This window comes from Bacteroides caccae (assembly GCF_002222615.2).
Taxonomy (GTDB): Bacteria; Bacteroidota; Bacteroidia; order Bacteroidales; family Bacteroidaceae; genus Bacteroides; species Bacteroides caccae.
This window is the reverse complement of record NZ_CP022412.2, coordinates 1,054,210-1,075,649: the sequence shown is the minus strand read 5'-3', so window position 1 is coordinate 1,075,649 and position 21,440 is coordinate 1,054,210. Positions and strand designations below refer to the sequence as shown.

The window sequence follows — 21,440 nt, the reverse complement described above, 5'->3', positions numbered from 1 at the left end:
TTACATTTTTAATTAGATTTGTCAATGCGCAAAATTAAGTACTGATACCCTAATTTACAGGCCAAAATTATTCAATTATGATACAAAAACATACATATACCAAAGTATATTCGATGTATCTTTGCACAAAAATAACGTAATGCAAGACATTCTATCCATTCACTTCGCTCCATTGCAAGGCTATACGGAGGCTTTTTACCGTAATGCACACGCTGCCTGTTTCGGTGGCATAGACAGTTATTATACTCCGTTCGTACGACTGGAAAAAGACGGTTTCCGGAATAAAGATGTCCGTGAGATCGCTCCGGAAAGTAATCAGGTGCCTCATTTAGTTCCTCAACTCATAGCTACGTCCATAGAAAAGGCGGAGACAATCTTATCCCTTTTTATAGAAAAAGGATATAAGGAGGCGGATATTAATCTGGGCTGCCCGTTTCCGCTTCTGGCTAAACGGCACAACGGTTCCGGCATTCTGCCTTATCCGGACGAAGTGAAAACATTATTGGGACTGACTCTGAAATATCCGCAAATCAGTTTTTCCGTAAAGATGAGACTGGGCTGGGAGAATCCCGACGAATGCCTGCAACTCGCTCCTATATTAAATGACCTGCCGCTACGCCACATCACGATGCATCCCCGTCTGGGAAAACAGCAATATAAAGGAAGTGTAGACCTCAATGGGTTCGACGCTTTCCTGAATGTCTGCCAACATCCGCTCATATATAATGGCGACATTAATTGCCCGGATGACGTTCACCGCATCCGGCAACAATTCCCCGCATTGGCAGGAGTGATGATCGGACGCGGACTGCTCGCAAACCCGGCATTAGCTTTGGAGTATAAGGAAAACCGTACGCTGACACCCGACGAGATGAAAGAGAAACTGCATATCATGCATACTTCCGTCTACAATCAGTACGCCGCACAACTGGAAGGAGGCGACGGGCAGCTTCTGAACAAGATGAAAACGTTTTGGGAATATCTCGCACCGAATGCGGACAGAAAACTAATGAAAGCAATCCATAAAAGCACAAGCCTCAGCAAATATAATCAGGCTATCCAAGCCTTTTTTAGCCAACGATAAACTGATTACCAGTTATTTTGTGTAATTTTGCGCCCGTTTATAAACAAGCACATTATGAAAAAATACATTTTAATCTCGCTTTGCCTGCTAACGGCCGCAGGCAGCTTCGCACAGAACAAGGATTTCAAGTTTAAATTCTATGGGCAGATCCGTACCGACTTCTATTATAATAGTCGTGCTAACGAAGAAACCGTAGACGGATTATTTTATATGTACCCCAAAGATAAGGTACGCGATGAGGACGGAAACGACTTGAACTCAACGCCGAACAGCAACTTTTATACCTTGTATTCACGCTTGGGCGTAGATGTGGCCGGTCCGAAACTGGGAACCGCCAAAACTTCCGCCAAAGTAGAAATTGATTTTCGCGGTACAGGTACCTCATACTCGGTAATCCGCCTCCGCCATGCTTATTTGAATCTGGATTGGGGCAAGTCCGCCTTATTACTGGGACAGACATGGCATCCACTGTTCGGAAATGTCTCCCCTCAGATTCTGAACCTTTCCGTGGGAGCGCCTTTCCAACCGTTCAGCCGTGCGCCGCAAATCCGCTATCGCTACACTGAAAAGAACTTCCAACTTACGGGAGCTGCCGTATGGCAGTCGCAATATCTGTCGCAAGGTCCTGCCGGAAAGAGCCAAGAATACATAAAGAAAAGCTGTATTCCCGAAATCTACATCGGTGCCGATTATAAGAACGGAGGTTTATTGGCTGGTGTAGGAATCGAAATGTTATCATTGAAGCCACGGACAGAAGCTACCGGAGAAAACAATAAGAAATTTCAAGTAGACGAGCGTATCACCACTCTTTCCTATGAAGCTCACGTAAAATATACCAATAAAGACTGGTTTGTCGGAGCAAAAAGTGTTCTGGGTTCCAATCTCACACAGGCTTCCGGTCTGGGCGGATTCGGAGTGAAGTCTGTCAACGAACGTACCGGAGAACAAAAGTATACCCCGATACGCTTTTCCAGTTCTTGGCTGAACGTTGTTTATGGACAGAAATGGAAACCGGGCGTTTTTGTCGGTTATGCTAAAAACTTGGGGACAAGTGACGAATTATATGCCCCTGATGGAAAAGCACAATTATATGGTACAGGTACAAATCTCGACCAACTTGTCACTGCCGGAGCAGAACTTACTTATAATGTCCCTCATTGGAAATTCGGTTTAGAATATACGCTAAGCTCTGCATGGTATGGTTCTCTTAATACATCCAGCGGTAAAATCAAAGATACTCATGCCGTATGCAACAACCGCATTGTTGCAGTTGCCATGTTTATGTTCTAATCTCTCCCACTAATTTATTTTAATCATATAGCTGCCACCTGTCACCGATTGCAGTTTAACGTTTTGGTTATAAACGGATAAGGCTGTAACGGCAACAGGTGACAGCATTGTGAAGGCAATTTTGCTGTCACCGGAACTAAAAGACAACAGAAGTAATAAGATTAAAAGTTTCGCGCCTTGAAACTTTTGGTTTACCCATGCGAAACTATAGTTTCATCAGCTTGAAACTAAAGTTTCAAAGGCTTGGAACCATTGGTTTCTTACCGATGAAACCAAAGTTTCTCTATGGGGAAACTGTAGTTTCAAGCAGGTGGAACCATCTAAAACCGTCAATACAAGAATAAAATATGCAGCGGCTTATTCGCTTCTTACCTCCTTAACTCCACTTCAAAACTAGCTCCGTCCTTACAAGTAAAGCAAAGTACAGTCTGCTTTTTATCTGCTGAAACCACTTTACAGAAAGGAGTCTCCTTAATCTTCCAATATCCTTTCACAGTTACCGTCACCGGAATCTCTTTACTTTCGTCATTAATCCACGGACGGGAATAAATGCTGCGTTCCACTCGTTTTCCGTCTTCATCAAAGGCTTCGTCACTCGGTCCGCGATATAGTGCCAAGTCCGGTTGAGCTACGGTAAGCAACAACTTGTCGGACGATTCTTTACGAATCATCACCAGACAGGAAGTATCCACACGCTGCAACAAATCACCGGGAAGTAACATTTGTGGGGTTTCAAAAAGTACATAAGAATATAAGTTGTCAGTTAACGACTGCACAATATGAGCATTACGGTCCTGCTTCAAAACCTTATATCCCGGTTTCTTGGCAAAGGCCTTCATGGCAGACTCAGTTGTCTGCGGCAACACAGCGTATTCATAGCTGGCGTTCTTGGGGGCTTTGCCATGATCGACTACCAATGAGACCCAGTCCCCTTTCGTTTCTTTGCCCGTATCCTGCAAACGGGAATACTGCGGGAAGTTCTTCTCAAATCTGGCGGAAACGGGTACATAATAACCGGTATTCAAATGATCGATCCATATCTTACCTTCGCCACGGTAGTCGTTCCAATAATCATGTCCCGCCTTATCCGTTACTGCCAACTGGAAAATCGTTGTTTCCGTCGGGTAAGCGGCATTGGTATTTTCAATATCGGAGCCCAGGCAAACAATCATTCCATCGATGAAATGAAAGGATTTTCGCGCCCGGTGAGAACCGTTATACTTATCATGCTCATGCAGTTTCATTCCAAAATTGCCGTTTTCTCTCTTTTGTGACAATCCGCCGGCAAATGCTTCATCGGAGTAAAGCATTTCTTCCATGCCGGAGAATGTATCTACATTCATGACTTTAGCTTTCAACTGTTCCAACGGAAGATGTATGGAAGTTACACCCGGGATACGGTTCCAATCGAAGCCTTCCTGTTGCCAGCCGCTTGTTGCGGGAGTCACCATTTGCCCCGGAGCAGCCGTCAGAATCTGTAAACTGCCATGCGCCAGATAACGGCCATAAAGGTTATGTCCCAAATAATGTTCCGCCGCCCAAAGATAGCGGGAGTGACCGCGGGCCACCGCCGACCAGTTGCCACGACGCTGAACGGATGCACAGCCATAGCCCAATGACAGATTTCCCTGTGGGTCAGGTTCGGCACGGAATCCTTTCTCCACAAGCCGTTTTGCCATCTTCCGCTCCTGTGCATTCGATACTTTCGGCATATATTCCGGTTCCTGCCCATCAGCGGAAGTGTCTGAAACAAGACGCAGGTAAGCGGACGCCATTTCCTTGTCAAACTCCGATTTTCCGTCCGGAGTTCCCGCCATAGCCATCACTGCATAATGCATCGGGACTAATTTCCCCTTTCCATCGGGATGACGGCCGGACATCGACAACGGGAAGTTCAACTTATTACAATAGAAACGCATGGCAAGTAATGCATTTTTCACTGTTTCGTGCGCCAACTCGGATACGGCAAACTCTGTATGATTAAAGAGGTAGATCATATTTGTTGCTCCGTCCAAACCGCCGACAGCATAAGCCGGGTAGTGATTGCGGTGATGAAAAACGCCGCCATCGCTCTTGAACGACCCAAACAATCCGGGAGCCGGACGGCAACCGTAATCAATCCAACGGGAGAAGGATTTCAGGTATTGCAGCTTCTCCGGGGTATCTTCCATCATCAGGATACTTGCAATGCGACCGGTAGTTTGCGTGTTAAAGGAATCCATATCAATTCCGTTGCCCTCAGGTCTGGGATACACCTCGTTGGTTATCGCATACCAACGCAATGTCTGTTCGGCTTCCGGCAACTTTCCGGCTTCCCGAAGTACGTCTTTCATCAGGAAATAAGCCAGGTATAACCCGCGAACACTATATCCGTAATGGTGAATATTCCCCCAACAGCTACCATAAGCCACTCCCTGGTCGGTTATATGGTCATACATCGCCAGAAACTTCTGCTTCATTTCTTCCCGGATTTCCGACTTTGCAGCACTATTATTATAGGCTACGGCAATCCGCCGCATCAAATCAAAGTAAGCACGCATTTCTATGCCGAGTTTAGTCAGCATATCTTTATTCCAATCTGGAATAATCCGTTCATAGGCCTCGGCAGCACGTACCATATAAATAGGTACGCCCGATACCTGCCCGTTCTTGTAAGTAATCTGGTAGAAATCATATTTCTTGCGGATAGTCTCCACTTCCTTGTCCGAGAGCTTGCCTTTTGTATAATTCATGTCGCGGAAACGTTTCTCCAACAGTTGCATTTCTTCTTTTTGCTTGTCGCTGACAGGAGTCAACTCGATATCCGGCTTCAGAAGAGAGTGCTTATAAATAACCAGCCAGTGATTTTTTGTTTCGGGATTAACAAAAGGTACTTGCAAATCGGCTGTCTGCTGACGTGCATCAACCTTCGTTGCAGTAATCAAATGATCGATGAAAAGGCGTCCTTTTGCATTTGGGGCGACAATACGGAGTTCATTCATACCTTCTTCCGGTGTGCCTTGCATATCACGCTCATAACAAACCCATGCGGCACGCCAACCTTTAAAGTTGATTCCGAAAGGGAAGGAGGTGCATTTCTTTCCGTCTTTCAAAAATTCAAATTCAATGGTTGCTTTCTGCGGTTCTTCATTGTATATCCACACGATAAATGCCGAAAGATACAAGTCCTTGCCCGTAGGGTCTTTCTTTTCAAACTTCAGATCTTTCTTAAGCTCCAATACGGCACCGGGATTAAACGCCCATTCCATCGAATGTTTTCCGTCTTTATAATGTGTATCGGAGATAGATAATTGAGACCGGGTGGCGGAAATACATTCCGGTACTTGCGGATCTTCAAAAGAGAACATCCGCTCGTCCGTCACAACTTGCGCATAAAGAAATGCCGGACATAAGAGAGATAGCAGAGTGAATACTCCTAATTTCGTAAAAGCTTGTTTCATCATGGATTTATGGTCTTAGTTAGATTTATTTCTATTAATTCGGTTTTAAAATATCCTCACCTTGAAATCTGTAAACAGCACATGATTCTGTAAAAGGCGCAAACCAAAATGCCCGTCTCCCTCACTGCCGGTAATAGAATAACGGAACAGTTCTTCACCGTTAACGGAATAAGTGGTCACTCCTTTTTGTACACGAATACTAATCTGATACCATTGATTCGGAACAAGTAAATGCGGGGTATCCGTATATTCTCGAAGTAATGGTTTCACTTTATCATCCGCTACTCCGTAGTACTTGCCGTTATACCGGCGGAAACGGGTGGTGGAATTATCATTTCCCCCGTATCCAACGTAAAAAAGATCTAATGTATTATAGTTTTTAAAGACACCATTACGCCACTCGCTACGGGCAAAAAGATTATCAGGGTTTTTAGGATCATTGGCAGCCCAAAAGCAGTTTAAATCACTCAGGCGGTCATATTTCCCGCCTTTCATCACCATACAAATGCGATAGTTTATCTCATAATCACCCGTCAGGCGTTGCTGATACCACATCGTTAGCCCACCGGGCACGATTAGTTCTACTGTATCCGCACGCTCTATCATCTGCAAGGCACGGGATTCATCTTCAATCTTCCACTGTTGCACAGAGGTGTTTTCATGTTGTGCATACAGCATGACACTATTCAAAAGAAAAAAAGTAATCAGACAGCAGCTTGTAGAGAATCGTTTCATCATCAATGGCATTAGTTTAAAGACATTCTTTTCGGATACAAAGAAACCCCTCTTTTTTCAAAAAGAGGGGTTCAAATTGTACAAAATATCTCAAATAATGTATCGTCAGAGAAATGGTAGATGGAAAAGAGTCAGAACTAGGATACTATGTAGGAGAACCTTAAGAGAGTAGTAAGCTTTTTCAAGGATGTATCTCTTTGAAAGCTGCATTTTCCTCTTTTACTTGCTGAATGGTCTGCTTCAATTCCCCGATCGGCAAATCATATCCATACCAGCCTGTATAACAGTCCACTACATACCATTTCCCATCGGCAGCCTGTTCAAATTCGACACGCAAGTCGATTTCTGATTCCTCATAACCTGCTTCGAACACTTTATGAACCGGCTCATTGAGAGTGAACTTAGAAACATAAATACCACCTTCTTCCTGCTCAATGCGTTCCTCCTTCATCGTTTCACTATCCAGCAACGGCCATTTTTCTTTGGTGAACGGAAACGTTTTCTCAGTTTCTCCGTCATCGGCCAATAAAGTAATCGGTGTCTTTAATGGAAACTTGATACGGGTATATTGGAATGCTGCACTGGACGTAAACTTATCAAGGAATGATTTAAAATCCTCGCCGGACTGTGCTATCTCATTCTTCGCTTTAGCCCTGGAACTATTACCGCAAGAAATCAAAGACACTCCCAACAGCAACACACTGGCTAACAGACAACATACAAACCTTTTCACGTTCATAAATATATAATATTAGTGATTCATTCCCATAATACAAATGCTATCATTCAAGGCACAAAGATAATCACAAGTTCAACATCTTCATACACGAGAGCCGCGAAATAGAAAAATTACCGTTAAACAACTATAAATTACATATATTAGATGTGGGGATGACTATCTTTAGGGGGTATTTACTGTAACTAGTATCACTTTAAATCAGACATACTTATGACACACATTCATCCATTCCGTCTTTTCGTCTTTTTATTACTATGCTGTACACGAGTTATCACATTCGCCCAATCCGACAGTTACCAGACAATACCCGAATCTTTGCGGGGTTATTGGCAATACAAAACAGAGAACGTATCCGACTGGAACGGACCTCTCATTGGAGAGAATTTTGTAGAAGCTCTCTATACCGTTTTCCAGGTCGAACAAATGGAAAAGAAAACCGATGGAAGCTATCTCTTCCACCTGCGGAACCAAAATGGAAATAAAATGGATTTCCGTTTCACCCCTATCAGCGAAGATAGTGCTATCATCTTCTATCAAGGCTGGAAAGAACCTAAACACTGTGTCCGCAAGCAAATTCCCGACCACACGGAAATGCTTACTCCCACTACACTGCCTGACATCATTTACAAGAAATGGGTGGAAGGATTGTCCGGCAATGTTATATACGAATTTACACGCGATGGTAAATTTATATATGACGGAAAAACATGGGATATCGTATCTGCCGGACATTTCCTTAATAAAGAGTATCGTCTGCTCGCCAAAAACGGAGAACGGTACAAACTGCTTTACCTTAGCTTTCCTTTTCCCAACTCAATGAAGGTTGCAGCCGAATTACAGAATGAGACAGTATTTCCCATCGCAACTTCCCGCCCTGAAGTATATACCATCACCGGATGTTGGGTGAATCAGGCAACCGGCGAATGGACTATTGGTTTCTTTGAAAACTTCGCCGTATACCAATGCCGGTTCTGGGACTACGAATCCATACAAATTAAAAAGGATGAAACCGTCGTCAAACTAAAAAACAATACAACCCGCCTGACTCTATCTCTGAAACATAAGAACAGAGCTTCTTGCAACATTGCATTCGGAAAAGATAATCCACAAAAATATATCCTCTGTAACGGCAAACATCTACCGGACTACCCGTTAACCGATACTACACCGTTCATCGACAACGGGTACCGGACAGACAGCGTCACCCTCACCGGATACCTGCGCAATCCTCCTTCTTCACGCCCTTTCGACGTTAGCATACCTGACATGATTACAGGCAAAGAAGAAAAATACCAGACTGACATCGACTCGCAAGGACGGTTTACCCTGCGATTTCCCGTACTGAACAGTCATAATGTCTTTATCGACTGGGGACGTACGACCATCTGGTCGGCGGTAGAACCCGGAGAAACTTATTTCTTATACGTAGATTATGCCCAACAACAAAAGTTATTCATGGGAAAGAAAGCACGTGTACTCAACGAACTTCTCTCCCATGAAGGACTGAGGGAATCACTCGATTATAATGAAGAACAAAAAAGAAGTAATCTGGAGTGTCTGCACAAGACACAGGAAAGGCTTCATCGTCAACTGGAGTTCCGGAAGAAAACACTCCAAGAACATCCGTTACTTTCTGACAAATACCGCTACTACACCGAACAGGAACTACGATACGATGCGGCATCTACCCTGATGCAACGACGTTTCTCAGTAGACCGTAACAAACAGGAACATTTGGAAGACGAATTCATGAACTATATAGATTCTGCTTTTTACCCACATCCAGTACATCCTTATACTCTTCTCAGAGGGTATAATTCATTCATGAGAGATTACATTGGTTATATCGACGACACAACTCCATCATCCAACAGCCTAACCTTAACACCTCAAAATATGGAGAGACTTTACTTTGCCTTTGAAGCCGAAGGTAAAGTCCGGCTATCCGAAGAAGAAAAGAACGCACTACGCAGTTTCAGCAAATATCAAGAAGAAATTGAAAAGTTGCAGATTGCCAAAGCCGATTCAGCAACCATTAAGGCTTACACCAAGGAACAGGAAACTGTCATCAAACCCCAGATAGAAATAATAGAGCAACTCATTGCCAGAGACGGTCTTCTCAATGAATATATGACAGGACAGATGTACGTTAATGCAATCAACAACAGCATGGCAATTATCGACTCCCTTCAAATGGATAAGGACCTGAGAGAGATTCTAAAAACAAAGTACTATTATGAAATGCTTCAATATACCCATAAGGAATTGCCCGACAGCCTTATCAGTAAATTTAAAAAGGAAGTTACGAATCCTTCTTTGCAATCTTATGTTCTGGTCCAGCAACAGAAATATGATAAAGTATCACATAAAACCATCGAACATCCGGAAAGCCTGATGCCGAATGCCCCTCTGGAAGGAATAACGGACGGCGAACAGTTATTCCGCAAAATCATTGAGCCATACAAAGGGAAAGTGATTTATCTGGATATTTGGGGGACTTGGTGCGGTCCGTGCAAGGATATGATGCAATATGCGGGAAACATTAAGAATCTATTTGCAGGAAAAGAAGTCGTGTTCCTTTACCTTTGCAATCATTCGACAGACAAGTCATGGAAAAACATTATCAAAGAGTACAGTCTGACAAGCAAAAGTTCAGTCCATTACAATTTGCCCGACAAGCAACAGTCTGCCATTGAAAAATATCTTGGAGTCCATTCCTTCCCTACCTATATGTTAATAGATAAGGAAGGAAACATTGTAAACCGCAAAGCTCCCAGACCTACAATGGAAAACCAACTTCTAAATGCAGTCTATAAGGAACTGGAGAAGTAAGAGGTACTTACTTCTTCCGCAAATATTCATATCCGAAACGACAATACAAACATTTACGTTTATCACAATATTCTTTTTGCAACTGTATCAGCGCCTGACTATCCGCAGCAGAAGCTACCGGTAGTCCGGCGTCGCTCCAGGAGCGAATAATATGGTTATTCTCCGCTTTCAGTTCTTCCAGAAAGCGTCCGGCACGTTCGCACATTCCTTCATCGGCCTTGTGCAAACCATATGTATACAAGAAAGGGACAACGGTATTGATGATAATCAGATCTTTCGACTGTTCTCCTAACAATTTTTCCCTTTGTGGAGAAGTACGACCGAATATATAATGATTCTCCCAATAAACAGAAGTACGGGTGGAGAGCAAAATTCTCACTTCCGCCAATGTCTTCGCCTCCAATAAACGGGAAAACAACTTGTCCCCTTTCTGATAAAGATAAGCCAGTTGTGCCAGCCGGATATGAGGAAAATTATCCGGGCGAAGCCGGAGAAAACGCCAGAGAGTAGCGTCTATTACCCGAAATATCTCAAACTTCCGTTGCAAATAATGAAATTCTTTGCTAAGACGCAGGCAGTATTCATCCTTTTGTTCTTCTTTCAGAAATGTATCTTCAAACAGTCCCGCCATACCATAGAAAAGAGCTTCTATCTGAAACAGATCGTTCCGGTGCTTGTCCAACGCACGAAACGGAAGCAGCTCCGCCCATGCCTCAAAAGCATCACCGTTCAAGCCAAAACCATAATTACGGGCAAGAGTGATGAAGAAAACATCTTCCCAGTTGTTGTTACAATGTTCGAGACGTGCTCCTATCAGTTTCGCCTTTTGTTCCAGCCGTTCCGTTTGCAAGGCAGACAACCACGAATGAACCGTAAGCTTCGGTAAAGAACGGAGGATCGGATAACAAGCCGGATAACAGTCGGACACGCAAAGTTCATAATAATGCATTTTTATCCGTTCGGGACAGCTCACTATCATTTGCGGAATGACTTCCCCGTTGGTACGGGTCACTTCTCCGTCCGCTTCACCCACTATATGCAGGATCACCGAGTCATAGACTTTATCACCATCGTGCCCGTGACGGAACCAATCCGAAGAACGGGTATGGATTTCCACGTTTCCTACCCATAAAGTATTGTTTATCTTTAATTTGGCATTGAAGAAATCAGGACCGGAATTCGGATTCCGGAGACCGGGATCAATAACCTCTACCGGTAAGCCTTTGGTGGTTTGCAGGATTTCAAGGGAGAATAATTTATGTTTCCACACGTAGTGGAGAAGGTGTTCCATGTTAACAAGACGTTAATGTACACTGCAAATGTAATAAAAATCTTATCTTTGCGACTATTATTTTGAATATAAGTCAGAAAACAATGAAAATAGCATTGATCGGTTACGGAAAAATGGGCAAAGAGTTAGAAAAGGTTGCCCTGAGTCGCGGACACGAAATTGTCTGCATTATTGATATCAATAACCAGGAAGACTTCGAGTCGGAAGCATTCAAATCGGCTGATGTTGCCATAGAATTTACAAATCCGACAGTGGCTTACAGCAACTATATGAAAGCCTTTAAAGCCGGAGTCAAACTCGTATCAGGCAGTACCGGATGGATGTCCGAACATGGCGAAGAAATCAAGAAGCTCTGTACGGAAGGCGGAAAAACGCTGTTCTGGTCGTCCAACTTCAGCTTGGGAGTAGCCATTTTCTCTGCTGTAAACAAGTATCTGGCCAAGATAATGAATCAATTCCCCGCGTATGACGTCACCATGAGCGAAACACACCATATCCACAAACTCGACGCTCCCAGCGGAACTGCCATTACGCTGGCAGAAGGTATTCTAGAGAATATAGACCGTAAGGATAAATGGGTGGAAGGGACATTTACGGCACCGGACGGAACAATCAGCGGAACAACTGACTGCGCTCCGGACGAACTTCCGATCAGTTCTATCCGCGAAGGTGAAGTTTTCGGTATTCATACTGTTCGTTATGAGTCTGATATTGACAGCATTTCAATCACTCACGATGCCAAGAACCGGGGCGGTTTCGTACTCGGAGCTATATTGGCCGCCGAATACACCGCGCATCACGAAGGTTTCCTGGGAATGAAAAACTTATTTCCGTTCTTAAACGAATAAAGGTTCTAATATAAATATACCACTATGAGACAAGCCACACGTGCACAATGGATTAAATGTGCTATTGCTATTCTTCTCTATCTTGTTTTCCTCATCTGGGTGCGAAGCTGGTGGGGATTAATCGTCATACCTTTCATTTTCGATATCTATATCACAAAGAAAATACCCTGGTCGTTCTGGAAAAGGTCAAAGAATCCGGCAGTTCGGAGTGTCATGAGCTGGGTAGATGCTATTATCTTTGCATTGGTAGCCGTTTACTTTGTCAATATCTATATCTTCCAAAACTACCAGATTCCTTCTTCTTCTCTAGAGAAATCATTGCTGGTAGGCGACTTTCTATATGTCAGCAAAATGAGTTACGGTCCCCGCGTGCCGAACACACCGCTTTCTATGCCGCTGGCGCAACATACATTACCAATTGTAGGTACTAAATCATATATCGAATGGCCACAATGGAAATATAAAAGAGTGCCGGGATTCGGCAATGTGAAATTGAATGACATCGTAGTGTTCAACTTCCCTGCAGGAGATACGGTAGCCGTCAATTACCAACAGACGACAGACTTTTATACATTGGCATACGGCGAAGGCCAACGCATATATTCCAAACAGATAGATATGGATAGCCTGACACGCGAACAACAGCGTGCCGTGTATGACTTATATTACGCCGCAGGACGCAAACAGATCCTAAATAACCCGCGAACCTACGGAGAAGTGCTCTGGCGTCCGGTAGACCGCCGCGAGAATTATGTAAAACGCTGTGTAGGACTGCCGGGTGACACGCTCCAGATCGTAGACGGACAAGTCATGATTGACGGCAAGGCAATCCAGAATCCGGAGAATCTGCAATTCAACTATTTCGTGCAAACAACCGGTCCATATATCCCGGAAGAAATGTTCCGCGAACTGGGAATCAGCAATGCTGACAGGACACTAATGGAAGACTCCGGTTATGAAATCGGACTATTGGAAATGGGACTCGACAGCCGGAATGCGCAAGGAAAACTGAATCCTGTATATCATCTCCCGCTGACTAAAAAGATGTATGACACTCTTCTGGGCAACAAGAAGCTAATCAGCAAAATAATCATGGAACCGGAAGCCTATGCCGGACAAATGTATCCGCTGAATCTTTACACCAAGTGGGACCGCAACAACTACGGGCCAATCTGGATTCCGGCCAAGGGAGCTACCATTACGCTGACTCCGGACAACCTGCCTATCTACGAACGTTGCATCGTGGCATACGAAGGCAACAAGCTGGAAGTGAAGTCGGACGGTATCTATATCAACGGTGAAAAGACCAATGAATATACCTTCAAAATGGATTACTACTGGATGATGGGTGACAATCGTCATAATTCTGCCGACTCCCGTTATTGGGGCTTTGTACCCGAAGACCACGTTGTGGGCAAACCGATCGTTGTATGGCTGTCGCTCGATAAAGACCGTGGCTGGTTTGACGGAAAAATCCGTTGGAACCGCCTCTTTAAGTGGGTGGATTAAAAAAGGAAGCTATTAAGTGAACATTCGTAAATTCAAATGGATACTAGTATTTGCCGGAGCAATAGTCATTGTGCTTCTGCTCCGGGGATTTGCTTTTACGTCTTGTTTTATCCCTTCCACCGGCATGGAAAACTCTATTTTCCAAGGCGAACGTATTCTGGTGAATAAATGGAGTTACGGCCTGCGGATTCCTTTCATGTCGATATTCTCCTATCACCGTTGGCGCGAGCGTCCGGTACGGGAACAAGATATTGTTGTGTTTAACAATCCTGCCGGCATCCGGCAACCGGTTATCGACCGCCGCGAGATCTACATCGGCCGTTGTATCGGTGTTCCGGGTGATACTCTATTTATCGATTCCCTTTTTTCTGTGATTTCTCCCGAGGTACAATTCAATCCGGACAAGAAGCGGCTCTATGCTTATCCGGTAGACAAAGAGAATCTGATAACTTCACTCATGCACACTCTTTCCATTGACGATGACGGTTTAATGGGTAGCAGTGACAGTACCCATGTACGCAGTTTCAGCCGTTATGAATATTACCTGTTGGAACAAGCCATAAACGGGAATAACTGGATTCAGCCTTTGGCGGGGAAGAAAGACACCGAGCTGCGACCGCTTATCGTCCCCGGTAAAGGGAAGTTCATCCGGGTACATCCTTGGAATATTACACTACTGCGAAACACCCTCGTGATGCATGAAGGTAAACAGGCGGAAATCAAGAATGACACTCTTTATGTGGACGGCAAACCAACACAACACTGTTATTTCACCAAAGATTATTATTGGGTGGGAGCCAACAACACCATTAACCTGACTGATTCGCGCTTGTTCGGATTCGTTCCGCAAGACCATCTGATCGGCAAAGCCTCTCTTGTCTGGTTCTCCAAAGAAAAAGACACCGGAGTGTTTGACGGCTACCGTTGGAATCGTTTTTTCCGGACGGTGAAATGATCTTCCGGGCAGCACGACAATCCCCCGAACAGTAACATAAACGACTCTCAAAACGTATAAAATGAAAGAAATGAAAACAGCTTATTTATCTTCAGCCTACCTCGCTCCTGTCGAGTACTACACCAAACTATTGGCATACGACAAGATTTTTATAGAACAGCACGACCACTATATGAAACAAACCTACCGTAACCGATGCACAATTACCGGACCGGACGGCGAACTGGCTCTCTCTATCCCCACCGTAAAGCCCGATACACCGAAATGCCCAATGAAAGATATCCGGATTTCCGACCACGGCAACTGGAGACACCTGCATTGGAACGCTATTGAGTCGGCCTACAACAATACTCCTTTCTTCGAATACTACAAAGACGATTTCCGTCCCTTCTACGAAAAGAAATACGAGTTTCTGTTCGATTTCAACGAAGAACTCTGCCGACTGGTCTGCGAACTGATAGATATTCATCCGGTTATAGAACGTACCGCCGAATATAAAATGGAGTTCACCGCCGACGAAGCCGACTTTCGTGAAATCATTCATCCCAAAAAGGACTTCCGGACGGCCGATACAGCGTTCGTTCCGCAGCCTTATTACCAGGTTTTCGAGTCCAAACTGGGGTTCCTGCCTAACTTGAGTATTATAGACTTGCTGTTCAATATGGGACCGGAAAGTTTGCTAATACTAAGCAAACATTAATCATATTCTGTCCAGCCACTGTAAAACAAAACACAAAATATAGAAGAGAAATCATCCTTCGCCTCCTCCACATCGTATAACGCTGTCTCACAACGTTTATTGGACATATAGATCCAGTGTGGTGGATATATAGATCCAGCGCCTTGGGTATATATGCCCAACAACTCAGGTATTAATACTCTGAAAAAGAGGCGTTAGCACCTGACAGCTAAAGTATTAATACTTGACAATATTTTCACTGTGAGCAGACAGAATGCCCTTAACTCCATAAGAGGAGAAATCGTCCCTTCCATGATACATTTATGTCCTCTCTATTAAAAAGCTCATTTTTAACATCTCATTCTCGGCTAAAAGCTTTACTTTTGTATGGTAATCATAAACACGCTTAATCTCAAAATCCCCGCTATGAAAAGGAAATCGTTACTATGCCTATTTCTTATCATATCTGTTGCCATTCACGGAAATATCTATTTTAAGCATTTAGGCAAATCAGATGGTCTGTCACAAATATCTGTACTTTCTATCTGCCAGGACGAACTGGACAGAATGTGGTTTGGTACACTCGAAGGCTTGAACTGCTACGATGGGAACCAAATGAAAACCTATAAACCTTCTCCGGACAATAAAGATTATTTTGGCGGTAATGAAATATCACACATAGTAAGTGACAAACAAGGTAATCTATTCTTTACTTCCGACGGGAAACTGATCCGTTATGATCTACATAAAGATCGTTTTTTATCTCTACCACTACGCACACAAACTCTATTCGCACACAACCATACAATATGGACAGCTGTTAATGATAGTGTCTTCCAATGGGACCGGGAACAAGAAACATTCAGATTCGTCTACCAAGCCCCTTTCCATAAAACAATCATCCGCCTTTATGTAGATGCCAATAACAGTCTCTGGCTGGGTACCCGAAACGGACTTTACAGAACCGATAACATCCATAATCCTTCATCCCCCATCTGCGTGATTCCAAATATCAACGTGCTTTCATTATACCGGGACAGCCGTGGAACGATGTGGGTGGCCACTTTCCGCAACGGCATGTACAAGATAGAGAACGGAATCAGCCAGCAATTTACCATCCAAAAGGAATTCGGTATCTCCAGCAATGATGTGCGTTGCTTTGTGGAAGACAACGAGGGAAGTATTTGGCTGGGTACCTTCAACGGACTGAACAAGATAGATACCTTAGGGCATATTTCTTACTATCAAAGAGGAAGCAAACCCGGAAGTCTATGCCACTCTTCTATTTTTTCACTTCACAAAGACCGGCAAGGTACTATCTGGGTGGGTACCTACTATGGTGGTGTCAACTACTTCAACCCCGAAGTGGATATCTTTCACCACTATACCGAAAGTATCGGCAACGAAAACGGATTAAGCTTTCCTTTTGTCGGAAACATGGTGGAAGACAAGCGTGGAGACGTATGGATTTGTACCGAAGGAGGTGGTCTGAACTGTCTGGAACGGGAAACCGGACGTTTCACTCACTACCTAATGGACGCAAAATCAGCCCACGGACCTTTCTACAACCTGAAATGCATTACCTACGATGCCGCAAACGACCAACTCTACATAGGTACTCACAAACAGGGCGGCTTGTGCTTCGACATTCCAAGCAAGAAAGTTGTCTTCCACTCCAAAGCATTTGGAAATACCTGGATAAAGGTAACGTTCAGAGATGAGAAAATCTATCTCCTTACGGGAGAAGGGATGTTTGTCAAAGAAGGCAAAGGGAACTTTCAAAAACTATTCCCTCAAACTCCGGAAGCAAATACAGAAGGAAGCAATTTTCTGATAGATTCTCAAAACTACCTTTGGATAACCCATTGGAGGAGAATTGTACGTATCAACATGAACAATCCGCAAGAAAAATATATCTATCAATACGGTGAAAAAGGATTGGGAAACTATTATGTACAGAGCATGGCGGAAAGTCACGATGGTACCCTTTATTTCGGTACCTCCGGAAGCGGCATCTATCGGTTCGACGGAAAAAAAGAGCAATTTACAGCTTGCACAGATATTGATGCCGACTATTGCTACAATATGGATATCACCACCAAAGGTTATCTGGCAATCAGTAACGACCATGGTCTTCTCATTTATCATCCACAGACCAAGGAGAAGCAGATAATTGATGTGGAGAGTTTGCACCTCTCTGCTATCAACGAAGGTTGCGGACTTCTGATTTGCCGTAACGGGGAAACCTTTGTAGGTGGTATAGAAGGCATGAGTTCGTTCATGAACTCCTCGTTGCAGAAAATAGCCCCCAATTACAACCTTTATTTTTCTTCTTTAGTAGTAAACAATCGGGTTATCTCCGTCGGAACGGACGATGGTATTCTGAAAAGTGCTTTACCCTTTGTCCGGCAAATAGAATTGAACCACAAAGAGAATAACTTCTCCATCAGTTTTTCTTCGAACAATTACGTTAATAATACTGACAGAAAAATATATGAATACAAGTTGGAAGGATTCAGCAAAGAGTGGAGCAAAACCAACGGTAATACTGTGGTATTCACCAATATCCCCCCCGGAAAGTACAAACTGGTAATACGTGAACAACAACAGAGTCTACTCGACGAAATACATGCTATCGAACTCCCCATCCTTATTCATCATCCCTGGTGGAACACCTGGTGGATGTGGATTCTTTATCTCTGCACAATCACTGTCATTGGCTGGAATATTTTCAGTGAAGCACGTTCCAAGATGCAACTCCGCGCCTCACTGGCACAAGAAAAACTGGAAAAAGAGAAGAATGAAGAACTGATACAAGCCAAGTTGCAGTTCTTTGCCAATATCTCTCACGAGTTTCGTACACCGCTAACACTCATTATCGCACAAATTGAAGCACTGTTACAAGTCAATAGCCTCTCTCCTTTTCTGCGCAGTCGCCTGACAAAAATCTACAGAAACACATTCCAGTTCAAAGAGCTGATCTCAGAGCTACTGGATTTCCGGAAGATGGAACGTGGGAAACTGCATCTAAACGTTTGCCAAATGGACCTCATCCCCTACTTGAGACAAATTCATCAAGATTTCACAGACCAAGCGAACTTACAGAATATACAGTTCATATTCCATACAGAAGCAGAAAACTTGTTGTGCTGGTTCGATGGACGACAATTGAGGAAAGTCTTCACCAATCTACTTTCCAATGCCTTTAAACATACGCCCGAAAAAGGAAAGATAGAATTGTCAATCACCGATAAAGGAGATTCTATTTATATTAAGGTGATAGACTCCGGCAAAGGTATTCCCCCAAAGGCCCTACCGTTCATCTTCGACCGCTTCTACCAGGCGGACGAAAACTTTTCTTCACCCGGTAGCGGTATCGGCTTGGCTCTTTCAAAAGGTATTGTAGAACTACACCACGGTCAAATCGAAGTGCAAAGTGCAATAGATTATGGAAGTATCTTCACAGTAATACTACCCAAAGAAAATCTCTTTAAAGATGACAACGATGTCACCTTCATAGAGGCAACAAAAGCGGAATCTGCAACAATACTCGCACCATTCACAGAAACGACAGAAACAGAAGAATGCGCAGAAACACCGGAACCTATTTTCATTGAAAGGACGGACAAGGACTGCGTACTCATTGTAGAGGATAACGAAGAACTGCTCCAACTGCTTACCGATCTACTCTCGCCACTCTACCGGATAGTTATTGCGATGAACGGCAAGGACGGACTACAAAAAGCAATGGAAGAACGTCCCGACCTTATACTAAGCGATGTCATGATGCCGGAAATGAACGGTATTGAGATGTGTTCCAAGATAAAAACCGACTTCGACCTCTGCCACACCCCCGTAGTACTGCTCACAGCCCTCACTTCGAACGACAAAAAGTTGGAAGGACTGCAATGCGGTGCCGATGAATACATTGGGAAACCTTTCAACAACAAAATGCTGCAAGCTCGCATTGCCAATATACTGCGTAACCGAAAACTGCTAAAACAGAAATTCAGCCAGGAAATGACAACTAGTGAATCTCCTGCTGAAATTGAGATACAAGCACTAGCACTTAACCCTATTGATGCCAAGTTTCTGGAACAGTTAGAGGAAACGGTCAAAGCCCATCTCTCAGACTCAGAATTCGACGTCGGTGCCCTAGCCAAGGAAATGGCTTTAAGCCGTAGCGCATTCTACAATAAACTGAAAGCCTTGAGCTGTATGTCTCCTAACGAGTTCATTATGAATGCCCGCCTGAAATACGCAGCAGAACTGTTGAGAAATCATCCCGAGCTACAAATCACGGAAATAGCCTATCAGGCAGGATTCAGTTCTCTACGTTACTTCCGGCATTGCTTCAAAGCCTGTTTCAATCAGTCACCACAAGAGTACAGAGGAAAGTGAAAAATCCCGTTCTGCTATTGTTGCTGAACGGGATTCACTCTTTGATACCCTGAGCCTATTGATTACATGTTTTTTAAATTTTATTTTATTCTTCGGTTGCTGCCCATTCTTTGGCGCCTTGTTCTTTCAATTTGCTAGTGAAAGCCTTCGCTTTTTCCATCGCTGCTTCCTCGTCAGCAGGAGCAGCATAAGCGTGTCTATATCCTTTCACCTTATTCCATTCACCACGGGTAAAATCGGGAAACGTAACAGCAGCACAACCATTGTCCATAGAGAGTTCACCCAACTCTGCCAAGCAGCACCATTCTGCCAAATCATAAACGTCCATATCCAACGGAAGACCATTCTGCAAGCAGTAAACCAAACGGCTGTCCATAATGAAATCCATACCACCATGGCCGCCTACCTCTTTCGCCATCTCACCATACTTTTTCAGGATAGGATGTTGATACTTCTCTACTAAAGCTACCATCTCCTCTCTCGGCATGAAGCCATGTGAATTCAAGTCGTCCACCTTAGGCTGAACGCCGGAAGCCTTCAACTGCTCTGCATCAAGGGCGTACCCTTGAATAGGATATTTATTGGCAAAACCCTTAGTACCCGTCAGTTGATAAAGGCGGTTGTAGGGTTGCGGAGTCATCACGTTATGCTGGATTTCGATAACCTTACCATTAGCGGTACGAATCAAAGTAGTAGTGTGGTCACCATTACGGAAACTATTACAAACAGAATCGGCATTTTCTTTCACCAAGTCCTTACCTACGACCGATTTGGTGTCCATTGCTACTAAAGTCTCCATACGGTCACCACGATGAATATTGAGGGCCTGCGCCACCGGACCAAGACCATGAGTAGCATATACATCGCCACGATGACGCATATTATAATCCAAACGCCAGCCCAATTTGTCATCCTCACCTTTCTTCCAATAATGCTTCCAGAAAGGAGCAAGATTATGAATATAGGCACCCTGCGCGCGAATTACCTCACCAAACACTCCATGTTGTGCCATATTTAAGGTATTCATCTCAAACCAGTCATAACAACAGTTCTCCAAAATCATGCAGTGCTTACGGTTCTTCTCACTAAGATCAACCAGTTCCCAACATTCTTTCAGGTTCATAGCCGAAGGAACTTCAATCGCTACGTTTTTGCCATTCTCCAATGCGCATTTCGCCACAGGAAAATGATGCAACCAGTCGGTTGCAATATAAACCAGATCAATATCATCGCGTTTACACAATTCTTCGTAACCTTTATCACCCGAGTAAACAGCTGCTTTTGGTAAAGAAGCTTCTTTCAGATACTTTTGACACTTCTCAGCACGCTCCTTTTCATAGTCGCACAGTGCTACAATCTGTGTGCCAGGAATGTAAGTGAAACGTGACACAGCACCCGGCCCACGCATACCTAACCCTACAAATCCCACACGAACTACTTCCATCTTAGGAAGAGCCAACCCGATGACACTCTCTTGTCCGGCAGGTCGTTCGGGAGTTTTCACTACAATTGTTCCTTTATTCCACTCCCATTCCGTACCCTTGTCGTTGACTTGTACAGTAGATTTCTGCATTGTACATGAACCAAACAAGAGGCATATGCCCAATGCTAAAAAATTTGTTATTTTCATACGTAAT

The 21,440-nt window shown here is 43.9% G+C and carries 13 protein-coding genes and 1 pseudogene; 9 read left to right on the top strand and 5 right to left on the bottom strand.

Annotated elements, in window-relative coordinates; genetic code table 11:
* The first annotated feature begins 139 nt into the window (after positions 1 to 139).
* Together CGC64_RS04160 and CGC64_RS04155 are read left to right on the top strand one after the other, a co-directional pair.
* The gene (locus CGC64_RS04160) at positions 140 to 1,084 is read left to right on the top strand and encodes a tRNA-dihydrouridine synthase family protein (RefSeq protein ID WP_005676937.1); all 945 of its coding nucleotides are present in this window, start codon (positions 140 to 142) and stop codon (positions 1,082 to 1,084) included.
* A gap of 54 nt (positions 1,085 to 1,138) precedes the next feature.
* Positions 1,139 to 2,374, top strand: coding sequence for a DcaP family trimeric outer membrane transporter (locus CGC64_RS04155; RefSeq protein WP_005676936.1), 1,236 nt, complete (start codon positions 1,139 to 1,141; stop codon positions 2,372 to 2,374).
* 368 nt (positions 2,375 to 2,742) lie between these two features.
* On the opposite strand, the gene CGC64_RS04150 is transcribed toward CGC64_RS04155, so the two are convergent.
* Positions 2,743 to 5,817 (bottom strand): chondroitinase family polysaccharide lyase, encoded by a 3,075-nt coding sequence (locus tag CGC64_RS04150; protein ID WP_005676935.1) that lies wholly within the window; start codon positions 5,815 to 5,817, stop codon positions 2,743 to 2,745.
* 42 nt (positions 5,818 to 5,859) lie between these two features.
* Positions 5,860 to 6,552 carry a DUF6250 domain-containing protein gene (locus tag CGC64_RS04145; RefSeq protein ID WP_032855080.1) on the bottom strand — a complete coding sequence of 231 codons (693 nt, stop codon included), beginning with the start codon at positions 6,550 to 6,552 and terminating at the stop codon, positions 5,860 to 5,862.
* A 98-nt stretch (positions 6,553 to 6,650) separates the two neighbouring features.
* Here CGC64_RS04145 and CGC64_RS19405 point away from each other — a divergent pair.
* Positions 6,651 to 6,713 (top strand): annotated as a pseudogene (locus CGC64_RS19405) (DUF1573 domain-containing protein); the annotation flags it as partial.
* A gap of 17 nt (positions 6,714 to 6,730) precedes the next feature.
* Here CGC64_RS19405 and CGC64_RS04140 read toward each other — a convergent pair.
* Positions 6,731 to 7,288: a hypothetical protein gene (locus CGC64_RS04140; RefSeq protein ID WP_005676932.1), complete on the bottom strand. Its 558-nt coding sequence runs from the start codon at positions 7,286 to 7,288 to the stop codon at positions 6,731 to 6,733.
* 210 nt (positions 7,289 to 7,498) lie between these two features.
* On the opposite strand from CGC64_RS04140, the gene CGC64_RS04135 reads away from it, so the two are divergent.
* Positions 7,499 to 10,120, top strand: coding sequence for a TlpA family protein disulfide reductase (locus CGC64_RS04135; RefSeq protein WP_005676931.1), 2,622 nt, complete (start codon positions 7,499 to 7,501; stop codon positions 10,118 to 10,120).
* A 7-nt stretch (positions 10,121 to 10,127) separates the two neighbouring features.
* Here the strand turns inward: CGC64_RS04135 and CGC64_RS04130 are convergent, their stop codons facing one another.
* Positions 10,128 to 11,411: a DUF2851 family protein gene (locus CGC64_RS04130; protein ID WP_005676929.1), complete on the bottom strand. Its 1,284-nt coding sequence runs from the start codon at positions 11,409 to 11,411 to the stop codon at positions 10,128 to 10,130.
* An 83-nt stretch (positions 11,412 to 11,494) separates the two neighbouring features.
* Between CGC64_RS04130 and dapB the strand changes: the two genes are divergently transcribed.
* The 5 genes from dapB (at position 11,495) to CGC64_RS04105 (ending at position 19,803) form a co-directional block, all read left to right on the top strand.
* Positions 11,495 to 12,259 (top strand): 4-hydroxy-tetrahydrodipicolinate reductase, encoded by a 765-nt coding sequence (dapB, locus tag CGC64_RS04125; protein ID WP_005676927.1) that lies wholly within the window; start codon positions 11,495 to 11,497, stop codon positions 12,257 to 12,259.
* Positions 12,260 to 12,283: 24 nt separating this feature from the next.
* Positions 12,284 to 13,768, top strand: coding sequence for a signal peptidase I (gene lepB / locus CGC64_RS04120; protein WP_005676925.1), 1,485 nt, complete (start codon positions 12,284 to 12,286; stop codon positions 13,766 to 13,768).
* Between the two features lie 16 nt (positions 13,769 to 13,784).
* Positions 13,785 to 14,723, top strand: a complete 939-nt coding sequence (gene lepB, locus CGC64_RS04115) for a signal peptidase I (RefSeq protein WP_032855079.1) — start codon at positions 13,785 to 13,787, stop codon at positions 14,721 to 14,723.
* A 61-nt stretch (positions 14,724 to 14,784) separates the two neighbouring features.
* Positions 14,785 to 15,423, top strand: coding sequence for a WbqC family protein (locus tag CGC64_RS04110; protein ID WP_005676923.1), 639 nt, complete (start codon positions 14,785 to 14,787; stop codon positions 15,421 to 15,423).
* Positions 15,424 to 15,828: 405 nt separating this feature from the next.
* Complete coding sequence (locus tag CGC64_RS04105; RefSeq protein WP_032855100.1) at positions 15,829 to 19,803, top strand: two-component regulator propeller domain-containing protein; 3,975 nt, start codon at positions 15,829 to 15,831, stop codon at positions 19,801 to 19,803.
* Positions 19,804 to 19,888: 85 nt separating this feature from the next.
* Here CGC64_RS04105 and CGC64_RS04100 read toward each other — a convergent pair whose 3' ends face one another.
* On the bottom strand, positions 19,889 to 21,433 hold the full coding sequence (locus tag CGC64_RS04100) for a Gfo/Idh/MocA family protein (protein WP_005682479.1): 1,545 nt from the start codon (positions 21,431 to 21,433) through the stop codon (positions 19,889 to 19,891).
* Positions 21,434 to 21,440: the final 7 nt, after the last annotated feature.